Source organism: Rhizobium sp. CFBP 8752 (assembly GCF_014842035.1).
GTDB classification, from domain to species: domain Bacteria; phylum Pseudomonadota; class Alphaproteobacteria; order Rhizobiales; family Rhizobiaceae; genus Neorhizobium; species Neorhizobium soli.
Map to the genome: position 1 here is coordinate 1,182,653 of NZ_JACYUZ010000001.1, position 12,657 is coordinate 1,195,309.

At 61.5% G+C, this 12,657-nt stretch carries 10 protein-coding genes; 5 read left to right on the forward strand and 5 right to left on the reverse strand.

The window, feature by feature from the left end:
• The first annotated feature begins 50 nt into the window (after nt 1–50).
• The 3 genes from IFT59_RS05685 to IFT59_RS05695 are packed head-to-tail and all read left to right on the forward strand — an operon-like array spanning nt 51 to nt 3,300.
• Entirely contained in the window at nt 51–1,607 is a 1,557-nt protein-coding gene (locus tag IFT59_RS05685) for a VOC family protein (RefSeq protein ID WP_192086314.1), read from the forward strand.
• Entirely contained in the window at nt 1,604–2,566 is a 963-nt protein-coding gene (locus tag IFT59_RS05690) for an ROK family protein (RefSeq protein ID WP_249407498.1), read from the forward strand. Before IFT59_RS05685 ends, IFT59_RS05690 begins: the two co-directional genes overlap by 4 nt.
• Nucleotides 2,567–2,571: 5 nt before the next feature.
• Nucleotides 2,572–3,300 carry a copper homeostasis protein CutC gene (locus IFT59_RS05695; protein ID WP_192087111.1) on the forward strand — a complete coding sequence of 243 codons (729 nt, stop codon included), beginning with the start codon at nt 2,572–2,574 and terminating at the stop codon, nt 3,298–3,300.
• Between the two features lie 14 nt (nt 3,301–3,314).
• Here the strand turns inward: IFT59_RS05695 and IFT59_RS05700 are convergent, their stop codons facing one another.
• The 4 genes from IFT59_RS05700 to IFT59_RS05715 form a co-directional block, all read right to left on the reverse strand.
• Entirely contained in the window at nt 3,315–3,956 is a 642-nt protein-coding gene (locus tag IFT59_RS05700; RefSeq protein WP_244474054.1) for a helix-turn-helix domain-containing protein, read from the reverse strand.
• A gap of 78 nt (nt 3,957–4,034) precedes the next feature.
• Nucleotides 4,035–4,406 carry a transcriptional regulator gene (locus IFT59_RS05705; RefSeq protein WP_139283807.1) on the reverse strand — a complete coding sequence of 124 codons (372 nt, stop codon included), beginning with the start codon at nt 4,404–4,406 and terminating at the stop codon, nt 4,035–4,037.
• Between the two features lie 140 nt (nt 4,407–4,546).
• On the reverse strand, nt 4,547–5,167 hold the full coding sequence (gene fixJ, locus IFT59_RS05710) for a response regulator FixJ (protein ID WP_062456050.1): 621 nt from the start codon (nt 5,165–5,167) through the stop codon (nt 4,547–4,549).
• On the reverse strand, nt 5,154–6,671 hold the full coding sequence (locus IFT59_RS05715; protein ID WP_274598251.1) for a PAS domain-containing sensor histidine kinase: 1,518 nt from the start codon (nt 6,669–6,671) through the stop codon (nt 5,154–5,156). The genes fixJ and IFT59_RS05715 overlap by 14 nt, the downstream gene beginning before the upstream one ends.
• A 308-nt stretch (nt 6,672–6,979) precedes the next feature.
• Here IFT59_RS05715 and IFT59_RS05720 point away from each other — a divergent pair, with 308 nt between their 5' ends.
• The gene (locus IFT59_RS05720; protein WP_062456056.1) at nt 6,980–7,375 is read left to right on the forward strand and encodes a response regulator; all 396 of its coding nucleotides are present in this window, start codon (nt 6,980–6,982) and stop codon (nt 7,373–7,375) included.
• Between the two features lie 16 nt (nt 7,376–7,391).
• Here the strand turns inward: IFT59_RS05720 and IFT59_RS05725 are convergent, their stop codons facing one another.
• A complete protein-coding gene (locus IFT59_RS05725) occupies nt 7,392–8,648 on the reverse strand; it encodes an AGE family epimerase/isomerase (RefSeq protein ID WP_192086316.1) in 1,257 nt (418 codons plus the stop codon).
• Nucleotides 8,649–8,808: 160 nt separating this feature from the next.
• Here IFT59_RS05725 and metH point away from each other — a divergent pair, with 160 nt between their 5' ends.
• Entirely contained in the window at nt 8,809–12,582 is a 3,774-nt protein-coding gene (gene metH / locus IFT59_RS05730) for a methionine synthase (protein ID WP_192086317.1), read from the forward strand.
• Nucleotides 12,583–12,657 lie beyond the last annotated feature (75 nt).

Consider the following 12,657-nt stretch of genomic DNA (forward strand, 5'->3'; position numbering starts at 1 on the left):
AGAAATTGCGTCCATATGGCTGATATCGAAGACCAATCGGGAATTCCGACATGACCAGCGGCCTGCACCACATCACCGCCATCACCCGCAAGATACAGGCGAATGTCGACTTCTATGTCGGCTTCCTCGGATTGCGGCTGGTGAAACGCACCGCCGGTTTCGAGGATGCGCAGCAGTTGCATCTGTTTTACGGCGACGGTGCCGCATCGCCCGGATCGATCGTGACGTTTCTCGCCTGGGAAGATGGATCGCTCGGTCGGGTCGGGCATGGGGCGCCGAGCGAGATCAGCCTGGAGATTTCGCCGGAAGCGATCGGCTTCTGGCTGACGAGGGCCCTCCAATATAACATCAAGCTATCCGGGCCTGCGCAGGAATTCGGCCAGCCCTTGCTGCGGCTGACGGATCCGGACGGTATCATCGTCAAGCTCGTCGGCGTCGAGGAGACGGGACCCTGGGTCTGGTGGCCGGATGGCGGTATCGCCGAAGAAAACGCAGTCCGCAGGCTTTACGGCGCGACGATTCTTTCCGAGAAGCCCCAGGAGACTGCTAAATTCCTTGTGAGGCATATGGGGTTGGCTGTCGGAAGCCGGGAAGGCAACATCCAGCGTCTGGTCTCGGATGCGCATGATATCGTCGATGTCCGCGATGCATCGGGTTTCTGGACGTCGGCGCCGGGCACGGGCGCGATCGATCATATCGCGTTTCGCGCCACCGATCGCGCGGCGGTCGAAGCGGTGCATGCAGAGCTTGCTGCTGCCGATGCGGGCGAGATGAACATCCACGACCGGCAGTATTTCCATTCGCTCTACATGCGCGAGCCCGGAGGTTCGCTGATCGAATTTGCCTCGGACGGGCCGGGTTTTGCCACCGATGAAACTGTCGAGACGCTGGGACGCCAGCTGTTCATTCCGAACCATTTCAAGGGGGATCGCGAGGCGCTGAAGGTGATGCTGCCGCAGTTCGGTCTGCCGGGCGAGGAACGCGTCATCTACCGCGACCTGCCGTTCGTGCATCGGGTCCACATGCCTGACAACTGGGACGGCACGACGCTGGTGCTGATGCACGGAACCGGCGCCAACGAAACGGCGCTGCTGCCGCTCGGCCGAAAGGCGGCACCCAATGCGATGCTGATCGGTTTGCGCGGCCGCTCCGTGGACGAGGGCTATCCGCGGTTTTTCCGCAGGCTCAGCCAGACGACGTTCGACCAGAAGGAGATCGCCTCGGAAGTGGAGGCTTTCGTCGGGTTCGTCGAGGATATCGGTCCCGCCTATGGCGCGGATCCGGCGCGCACCGCGTTCCTCGGTTATTCCAACGGCGGCAACATGATCGGAGCGACGATGCAGCTTTACCCTGAGCTGATCCGCAAGGCAGTGCTGCTGCGCTCAATGAACGTGCTGGAAGACCGACCCGTCGTTGATCTTTCCGGGGCAGAGGTCCTGTCACTCAGCGCCACCAACGATTTCTATGGCCCACTTGCCGGCGAGATCGAGGACAGGCTACGGACGGCCGGGGCGGACGTGACGGTCCGGGTACTCGACGCGGATCACGGCCTCGGCGCGGAAGACGAGGTCATCGTGCATGCATGGCTCAAGGAGCGGATTGGTTGACAGGTAACGCGTTCACGACCGGAAACGACAAGCCGGTATTCTGTGCCGATATCGGCGGTTCGTTCATCAAGTTCGCGGTGTCGCCGGCGCCTGGCATCGTCGAGCCTCTGGAACGGGTCGCTACGCCCGCTTCCGACTGGGATGCGTTCGTGCGCGCGCTGTCTGACCTGATCGCGCGGCATGCCCATCTGGTCGAAGACAATGGCTCGACGCCACTGGCCTTGTCGATCACGGGGATCGTTGATCCCAAGACCGGCGTGTCGATTGCCGCCAACATTCCCTGCATCACAGGACGTCCCGTGGCGGCGGAACTTTCCGCGCGGCTCGGAAGGCCGGTGATTGCGGCCAACGACGCCGATTGCCTGACTCTTGCCGAAGCCAGTGAAGGTGCCGGCAAGGGCCATGACGTCGTGTTCTGCGCCATCATCGGCACCGGGATCGGCGGTGGTCTGGCGATTGGTGGCAAGCTGGTGCGCGGTGCGGGCGGCGTGACCGGCGAATGGGGCCACGGGCCGATCGTCAATACGACCGTCGAGATCGCCGGCGAGACGATCCACATTCCGCGCCTGGCCTGCGGTTGCGGCCAGTCCGGCTGTGCCGATACGGTCGGCGGCGCACGCGGGATAGAGCGTATCGACGGCCTGCTCCATGAGAGAGCCGAGACCAGCCACACGATCATCGCGGACTGGCAGGCCGGCGACGTGTTGGGGGAAAAGACGGTCGCCGTCTGGCTAGAACTGATTGCCGATCCGCTGGCGCTTGCGGTCAACACGACAGGGGCGTCGGTCGTGCCCGTCGGAGGGGGACTGGCCTCCGTTCCGGCACTGATCGACCTGCTGGACAGAGCAGTGCGCAAACGCATCCTCAACCGGATAAGTCACCCATTGGTGATCCCGGCGCTTCGGCAGGCGGATGGTGGGCTGGTCGGGGCAGCGGTGCTCGGACGGCAGGAGGGCTGATGGCGATGCGGATCACGCTCGAAGTCTGTGTCGATACGCCTGACGGGTTCGAGGCGGCTGTGGCAGGCGGGGCCGACCGGATCGAACTCTGCGCGGCGCTCGATCTGGGCGGACTGACGCCGTCGGCGGGGCTGATGGCACTGGCGGCGAAAGCGTCGACCCCGGTCTATGCGATGATCCGACCGAGGGCAGGGGATTTCGTGTTCGGTCTCGGTGACGAGGCCGCCATGCTCGGCGATATCGACGCTGTGCGGTCCGCCGGGTTGGCGGGTGTGGTGATCGGTGCGAATCTGGCCGATGGCCGTCTCGATGTGGCGCTGCTCGAACGCCTGATGCGACATGCTGACGGTCTCGGTGTGACGCTGCACCGTGCCTTCGATCTGGTGCCGGATCCGGTTGAGGCCCTCGACGTGGCGATGACGCTCGGCGTTGAGCGCATCCTGACGTCCGGGCTGGTTCCGCGCGCCATAGACGGCGTGAACCTGTTGAAGCAACTGGTCGATCAAGCCGGGACACGGTTGTCGATCATGCCGGGCAGCGGGGTCACGCCGGCAAACGTTGTCGAATTGTTGAACTGCACCGGTGCCCGCGAGGTCCACGGCTCCTGCCGCGCTGTTCTCAAGCGCGGTGACGGCAGAGCTGTCGAGTTCGGTTTTGAAGCTAACCAATCATACCGGACAAGCGAAGTCATCGTGCGCGAGATGCGGACGATCTTGGATGGTGTCGGCGGCTGAGGGTTCGCTCAGCCTCAGGCGCAGAGGCTGGCGAGGGCCTTGAAGTCCTGGATCTGCACGCAGCGGACGCTTTGCAGTTTGATCAGGTTGGATGCGCGCAGCTTTGCGAACACACGCGAAACGGTTTCAATCGTCAGGCCGAGATAATCCGCGATGTCGAGTCTCGACATCGGCAGGTCGAAATGGTCGAGATTGCCCTGGCGGTTGGCCATGTCCAGCAGGAAGCCGGCGATGCGCTCCACCGCGGTCTGGCGACCGATGACCGCCAGGTGCTCCTGGGCGCGCAGCATGCCGCGCAAGGCGAGCTTTAGAATGTCGTCGCCATTGCCGGGTTGGGAAAAGCTGCGCAGTCCCGTCGGAACGATCGCTTCCGCGAAAAAGGCATGCGTGCGGTCGGCTTCAAACCCAAAGGTCTCGCCGGCAAGGTAGAAGCCGATGACCTGACGGCGGCCATCGGACAGGAGCCGATGGAGGCGGACGGCGCCGAATTCGACCTCGTAGAACGTCCCGGATTTCTCGCCGGGCGTGTAGATTTCCTTGCCGCCGGCATAGGTCTGGACCTGGGTAACCCGGGTGACTGGTGCGGAGGAACACGGAAACGCGATCGGCGTTGCGTTTAGCATCTTTGCCTGGGCGTTCGCGACCGGAGCGTTCACGGCTCTTCCTCCAAGTGATCAGAGCTAGGATGCCGCAAGCCACTCGTCGGCGATATTGAGGTGTCTCCCTACGGAGTTCTACGTAGCAACCGGTGCCGGCGTGGCGTGGCTCAGATGGGCGAAATCCCTCACCATCCGCAGCAGTTCGGCGCCATCGAATGGCTTTATCAGGATGCGCGCCGTGTTTTTGGATGGGATCGGCGTCATTCCGTCTGCCAGCATGATGAAACGGCTGGGAGAGTCGAGAAGCTTGTGCTGGGCGTCGAGGTTGCCGTGGACCTCGTGGGAGTCGATGATCGTGCACGCGGACGAGGCTGCCGAGGCGTGGCCCGCGCACCAGCTTTCATAGGAAAGAACCTGAAAACCTTCGACCTCCAGCGCGAACGCCAGCGACTGTCTAAGCCCGGCATCCGGAGCGATCACTGCAATAGTGGTCGAGGGTGACAACACGTGGACTATCCAGGATCCGGGGGGCGCTAGGGCGACATTGGACGCCGATTGTAATATGCGCGCCACGCCCCAAGCGGACTTTGCGTTAGATCAAGAAGTTGCAATTAAATCGCGGATTGTCCGTTTGTTCAGGTTCGGCGTCACTCCTGGTCGAATCCGGCCGCCATGGTCATCCGAACCAACTGCGGCAGGCTGCGCGCCCGCATCTTGGCCATCACGTTGGCGCGGTGGACTTCAACCGTCCGGGGGCTGATGTCGAGATCGTAGGCGATCGACTTGTTCGGCAAGCCGGCAACGACTGCCAGAAGGACCTGGCGCTCGCGATCGCTAAGCGACTGGAGGCGGCTCAACACTTCCTGCACCTCGGTCACTTCCGTCGGCTTTTCGACGAGAAGCTTGGCAGCCCGCTCGATTGCTTCGATGATGGTCGTATCGTCGAACGGTTTTTCGATGAAATCGACAGCGCCAGCCTTCATTGCTTCCACTGCCATCGCCACGTCGCCGTGGCCGGTTATGAAGATCACAGGCATCCGTATCTTCTGGGCGGCGAGCGACCTGATCAGCTCGAGTCCTCCGATATCGGGCATCCTGAGGTCGCTGATGAGCAGTGCGTTGCGAGTTCCGGGCGCAAATTTCAGGAAGGCCGTCGCGCTTTCATGCACGCGCACGGCAAATCCGTTCATCGTCAGCATGAAGGCGAGCGACTTGCGCACCGGCTCCTCATCGTCGACGATATGCACCACGTAGTCAGCGGTCGGCATTCTCTTCGTCCTCCTTGTACAACGGCAGCGTGAACCGGAACGTGGCACCTCCGGCGACATTTCGGGTGACCACCATCTCACCGTCATGGGCTTCGATAATACGTTTGCATATCGAAAGTCCGATTCCCATACCACCCGCCTTGGTCGTCACGAATGGCTTGAACAATTGGGCCTCGATCTCCTCCGCAATCCCGGGGCCTGTGTCTTCGACGACCACGGCCACGTGCTCGTCGTCCTGGACCAGCGTGCGGATCGTGAGCTCTCTCCGCTCACTGTCGCGCATCGCTTCGATTGCGTTTCGCATCAGATTGGTCAGGACTTGCTGGATCTGGATCTTGTCAGCGACGACGATTTCCGGGCCGTCGTTGAATTCGAACATCGTCCGCACGCCATTTTCGCGAGAACCGACCAAGGCCAGAGCGGCGGCTTCTTCAATCAGCCGGCGGATGTTGTGGGGTGCTTTTTCCGTTTCGCCCTTCGTCACGAATTCGCGCAGGTGCTTGATGATCTGCCCGGCGCGGAGCGATTGGTTGCCGGCTTCCTTCAGTGCGTCTCGCAATCGCGACGCCATGTCGTCGTCCATGTCCCGCAGGAGTCTTGCGCAGCCGTGGACATAGTTCGCGATGGCCGAAAGCGGTTGGTTCAGTTCATGGGCAAGGGTCGAGGCCATTTCACCCATCTCGTTCAGTCGCGCGAGACGGGCGACTTCACCCTGCATTTCCTGCAATCGTGCCGCCGATTCGGCGCGTTCGGTAAGATCTCGCACGAAGCCGGTATAGAAGGTCTCGCCACCCGACCGGGTTTCGCCAACGGCAAGCTTCATCGGGAAGGTGGAGCCATCCTTGCGACGGCCGACCACGACGCGATCCCGGCCGATAATCCGCTTCTCGCCGGTGCGCGCGTAGCGCTCGAGATAGCCGTCATGCTCCCTGTGGTAGGGCTCCGGCATGAGGATACGCAGGTTGCGTCCGACGACCTCGTCTTCCGTATATCCGAACTGGCGAACGGCCGCGGAATTGAAGGAGACGATGATGCCTTCCTTGGTAATGACGATAGTGGCATCGAGCACGGTGTCGAGGATCGATCGCAGATGCGCCTCGCGAACCTCGGCCTTGGCCTGGGTCTTTGCGATGATGATACGGGCGATATGCAGGACCTTGCCGGTGACGGCGATTGCCAGGCTGGTCAGAGCGACCACTCTCAGTTCCGCCGAGGTCGCGCTGACGGGTGACAGTTCCTTCAACGCCCAGACACCGATTACGGAGAGGACTGCAGCGACCACACCCGGTCTCAGGCCTCCGATGACGGAGGCGAAGATGATCGACGGCACGAAAAAGAAGTAGATCCCCTTGCCGTTCATGGGAACGGACAGAGCCAGACGAATTGCAAAGCCGACCAGGAAGCCGACCACAGCAAGGAGATAGACCTCACCGCGGGTGAAATCACGTTTCTGAATGAACTGTACGAAGCGTTCGGTGCGCCCGGTCATTTCGCTTAGGATCATCGCTCATCCTACTGAAAAGGCGATCGACACAGGCGCGCGGAGAGACGGGCGCGGATGTCTTGAACGCGTTGTAGCACAGGCTTAAATGCAGCGTCCAACGGGCAAATCGGGGAGGGGTCTTCATACACATGCTTTTCACCATATGTCAGAGAAACCACGCATTCGCTCCGGAACCCTGTTCATCCCGGCGTGCAATTGATCGGCAAACCCGATAAGGCTGGGCCTTGGCCTAAACATTCCGCTAGGTTATCAACCAGAATCAGACTGGTAACACACACGCAGCCATGGCTGCTGCCGGAGAATTCGATATGTCGACCGTAGCCGCCGAAGCAAATGAAGGGCGCGCCGCACCGATCAAGGTTTTGTTCGTAGAAGACGAAGCCCTGATCCGCATCTCTACAGCCGATTTCCTGCAGGACGCCGGCATGGGCGTCGTCGAAGCCGGCACGGCCGGTGAGGCGCTGGGCCTTGCCTCCGAGCAGCCGGTCGATATCCTGGTTACCGACGTGCATCTGCCTGACATGACAGGCCTGCAACTGACCATCAAACTCCGCGCCCAATTTCCGGATCTCCCGGTCATCTTCGCGACGGGCGATCGCAATGTCGAAGGCGCCGAAGGCCTGTCGCGTTCGGGCCTGGTGACCAAGCCTTATGACTACGACAGCCTTGTCTCGCTGATCCGCTCCATGGTCTCGGCCGGCTGACCGGCGGAACCGGCCGTCAGATCCGGCCGTCCGCCTCCACGATCATCTTCGTCAGGCTGCCATCCGCGGGAAACAGCGGGATGAGGCATGCCTGCAGCGCGTGATAGATGTCGCCCTTGCCGGGAAACAGGGTGTGAGCCGGGACCAGATCTTCCGTCAGTTCCTCGTGCCAGCCGCCGTTCTTGTGGTCGACGAACTTGTTGGCGATTGTGCCCCAGATCAGCCTGTAGCTGTCTTCGTAGAAGCTGTCGGCCGGCAGATGCTGGTTGATGAAGTGGGCAGCGCCAGCGCCCTCGCACATCGGCCACCAGAGCTTGTTGGTCTTGGCCGGCGTGTCGTCCCAATCCAGCGTGTAGAAGAAGCCGCCTTTTTCCTTGTCCCAGCCGAGTGACATGGCCTGCACGAACAGGTTCTTTGCCGCATCCGGCATCCAGGCGTGCTTCTTGTCGCCGAGCGTCCACAGTTGCAGCGTCAGTCTTGCCCATTCCAGCCAGTGGCCGGGCGTCGTGCCGGCCGGGCGGAACATCTCGTCCTGGTGATAATAGTTCTTGTCGATCTGCCAGTCGCTATCGAAATGCTCGGCGACGCGGAAGCCGACGCTGCCGGCGAGGCGCCGGATGACGAGGTCTGCAATGCTTTCGGCCTTGTCCAGATAATGCCGTTCGCCGGTTGCCTCAAAGGCCGCCATCAGCGCTTCAGTCAGGTGCATGTTAGAGTTCTGGCCACGGTAGCTGCCGCCGTCGATGGGGGACCAGTCGGGCGCGAATTCTTCGGCAATGGCGCCGTGTTCGATATTCCAGAACCGGGTCTCCAGCACGTCGGTGACGTCGGCGAGCATCGCGTCGGCGAGCGGATGGCCAACGACTTTTGCGGAGGATGCGGCGAGAAGCACGAAAGCGTGGCCGTAACCCTGCTTGTTGCCATCCGCCGGGCCATCGTCGTTCATCGACCAGGCATAGCCGCCATGTGTTTGGTCGCGGTGACCGTTCCAGAGAAAATTCATGCCGTGATCGATCAGGTCGCCTGACCCCGGACGACCGAGCAGATAGGCGATCGAATAGCAGTGCACCATGCGGGCAGACGCGTGAATGCCGCGAACGGCATTGCCGCCAGGGAGCGGGTTGCCGGTAGGATCGAGATCGAAGAAGCCGCCCTTGGGGTTGATGGCCCTGTGCTGGAAGAAATCGAACAGGCCGTCAGCCTGTTGCAGGAGCCAGCGCCGGTGGTAGGGCAGATCGCTCCAGAATTTCGATACCTGGCCCGCTTCGCTCATGCTTCTCTCCCTTTTGCATTCTGCTTCAAGGCTATACCGTCAGGAGTATGGCCTGTCATCGACAATTCGTTTATTACTCACAGCACGACGGCTGGACATCATATAAACGCATCTTTATATGATTATGAATACCGTTTGATGCTGTTCAGGAGTGTGTCCCTTGTTTGATGAACTCTTCGGTCCCGAAGGCGATCGCCGCGACGGTGCGGAAATCCTTGCAGCGCTAAAGGCCGCCGCACGCGAACGCATTCTCGTGATAGATGGCGCCATGGGCACCCAGATCCAGGGGCTCGGCTTCAACGAAGACCATTTTCGTGGAGAACGCTTCATTGGTTGCGCCTGTCACCAGCAGGGCAATAACGACCTTCTGATTCTCTCGCAGCCCCAGGCGATCGAGGATATCCACTATCGTTACGCCAAGGCCGGCGCCGATATTCTCGAAACCAACACGTTTTCCTCTACCCGTATCGCCCAGGCGGATTACGAGATGGAAGGCGCTGTCTACGATCTCAACCGCGATGGGGCACGGCTTGCCCGCCGCGCCGCGATCCGCGCCGAAAAGGAAGACGGCCGCCGCCGTTTCGTGGCCGGCGCCATCGGCCCGACCAACCGGACGGCCTCGATTTCCCCCGATGTCAACAATCCGGGCTACCGCGCTGTCTCTTTCGACGACCTGCGGATTGCCTATGGCGAGCAGATCGACGGTCTGATCGACGGCGGTGCCGATATCATCCTGATCGAGACGATCTTCGATACGCTCAACGCCAAGGCCGCGATCTTTGCCTGTGAGGAGCGCTTCGAGGCAAAGGGCATTCGCCTGCCGGTCATGATATCGGGCACGATCACCGACCTTTCCGGACGCACGCTGTCCGGCCAGACGCCGTCTGCGTTCTGGAACTCTGTGCGCCATTCGAACCCGTTCACGATCGGCCTCAACTGCGCGCTCGGGGCAGATGCGATGCGTCCGCACCTGCAGGAACTGTCGGGCGTTTCCGACACGTTCATCTGCGCCTATCCTAATGCCGGCCTGCCCAACGAGTTTGGCCAGTATGACGAGACGCCTGAGATGATGGCGAAGCAGGTCGAGGAATTCGCCCGCGAAGGTCTGGTCAACGTCGTCGGCGGCTGCTGCGGCTCGACGCCGGAGCATATCCGCGCGATTGCCGATGCCGTCTCCAAGCACAAGCCGCGTGAGATCCCGGAGCATTCGCCGTTCATGTCGCTGTCGGGCCTCGAGCCCTTCACGCTGACCAAGGACATTCCGTTCGTGAATGTCGGCGAACGCACCAACGTCACCGGTTCGGCCAAATTCCGCAAGCTGATCACCGCCGGCGATTATGCGGCAGCGCTGGTTGTTGCCCGCGACCAGGTCGAGAACGGCGCGCAGGTCATCGACATCAACATGGACGAGGGCCTGATCGATTCGGGCCAGGCGATGATCGAGTTTCTCAACCTGATCGCTGCCGAGCCGGATATCGCGCGCGTTCCCGTCATGATCGACAGCTCGAAGTTCGAGATCATCGAAGGTGGACTGAAATGCGTTCAGGGCAAGCCGATCGTCAACTCGATCTCGCTCAAGGAAGGCGAGGAAAAGTTCCTGGCGCAGGCCAAGCTGATCCGCAATTACGGCGCAGCCGTCGTGGTCATGGCGTTCGACGAGACGGGGCAGGCGGATACCTATGACCGAAAGGTCGAGATCTGCAGCCGCGCCTACAAGATCCTGACCGAGCAGGCGGGCTTCCCGCCCGAGGATATCATCTTCGATCCGAACGTGTTTGCGGTGGCGACCGGGATCGAGGAACACAACAATTACGGCGTCGATTTCATCGAGGCGACGCGCACCATCCGCGAACGCATGCCGCTGGTGCATATTTCGGGCGGCGTTTCGAACCTGTCCTTCTCGTTCCGCGGCAACGAGCCCGTGCGCGAGGCGATGCATGCCGTGTTCCTCTACCACGCCATCCAGGCGGGCATGGACATGGGCATCGTCAATGCCGGCCAGCTGGCGATCTACGAGAACATCGATCCGGAACTGCGCGAAGCCTGCGAGGACGTGGTGCTGAACCGCCGCGCCGACGGGACCGAGCGGCTTCTGGAAGTGGCCGAAAAATATCGTGGCGGCCCCGGCAAGGAAGCAAGGGTTCAGGATCTAGCCTGGCGCGAACGCTCGGTCGAAGAGCGGCTGTCGCATGCGCTGGTCAATGGCATTACCGAATTTATCGACGCCGATACGGAAGAGGCGCGGCTGCAGGCCGCGCGTCCGCTGCACGTGATCGAGGGGCCGCTGATGGCCGGCATGAATGTCGTCGGCGATCTGTTTGGCTCCGGCAAGATGTTCCTGCCGCAGGTGGTGAAATCCGCCCGCGTGATGAAGCAGGCGGTTGCGGTGCTGCTGCCTTACATGGAAGAGGAAAAGCGCCTCAACGGCGGCGACCAGCGCAAGACCGCCGGCAAGATCCTGATGGCGACCGTCAAGGGCGACGTCCACGATATCGGCAAGAACATCGTCGGTGTCGTACTCGCCTGCAACAATTACGAGATCGTCGATCTCGGCGTGATGGTGCCGGCCACGAAGATCCTCGAAACGGCAATTGCCGAGCAGGTCGATATCATCGGCCTGTCGGGCCTGATCACGCCATCGCTCGATGAAATGGTGCATGTGGCGGCCGAAATGGAGAGGCAGGGTTTCAACGTGCCGCTGCTGATCGGCGGCGCGACGACCAGCCGGGTGCACACGGCCGTCAAGATCCATCCGCGCTATGAGCGGGGCCAGGCCGTCTATGTCACGGATGCCTCGCGCGCCGTCGGCGTCGTCTCGGCGCTTTTGTCGCCGGACGCCAAGGATGGCTATGTCGAGACGATCCGCGGCGAATATGCCAAGGTCGCAGCCGCGCATGCCCGTTCGGAAGCGGACAAGAAGCGGCTGCCGATCGAGCGTGCCCGCGCCAATGCCGAGACGGTCGACTGGACATCCTATGAGCCCAAGAAGCCGCAGTTCTTCGGCACGAAAGTGTTCGAAGGCTACGATCTGGCGGAGCTTGCGACCTATATCGACTGGACGCCGTTTTTCCAGACCTGGGAATTGAAGGGTCGCTACCCGGCCATTCTCGAGGACGAGAAGCAGGGCGATGCCGCGCGGCATCTGTTTGCAGATGCGCAGGCGATGCTTCAAAAAATCATTGCGGAAAAGTGGTTCCGGCCCCAGGCCGTGATCGGCTTCTGGCCGGCCAACGCTGTTGGCGACGACATCAAGCTGTATACCGACGAGACACGCAGCACGGAGCTTGAGACGCTGTTCACGCTGCGCCAGCAGCTTTCCAAGCGCGACGGGCGTCCGAACGTGGCGCTGTCGGATTTCGTCGCGCCGGTTTCGAGCGGCAAGGCCGATTATGTCGGCGGCTTCGTGGTCACGGCCGGTATCGAGGAAGTGGCGATTGCGGAACGGTTCGAGCGGGCGAACGACGATTACTCGTCGATCCTGGTCAAGGCGCTCGCCGACCGGTTTGCGGAAGCGTTTGCCGAACGCATGCACCAGCGCGTGCGTCAGGAGTACTGGGGCTATGCGCCGGATGAGACGCTCACCAGCGACGAGTTGATCCACGAGCAGTATGCCGGCATCCGTCCGGCGCCCGGCTATCCGGCTCAACCCGACCACACGGAAAAGGAAACGCTGTTCCGGTTGCTCGATGCCACCAAGGCGACAGGCGTGACGCTGACCGAAAGCTACGCGATGTGGCCGGGATCATCCGTCTCAGGCTTCTATATCGGCCATCCCGCCAGCTACTATTTCGGCGTTGCCAAGGTGGAACGGGACCAGGTCGAGGATTATGCATCCCGCAAGGGCATGGCGATCGAGGAGGTCGAACGCTGGCTCGGACCTGTGCTCAACTATATCCCGACCAATGTGGCAGCGGTCAACGACGCCGCCGCGTAGAGCGTTCATTGCGAAGTTCACAGATTGAATCAAGAAGCCGGCAAGTTGAATCACTTGCCGGCTTCTTCCGTTTGA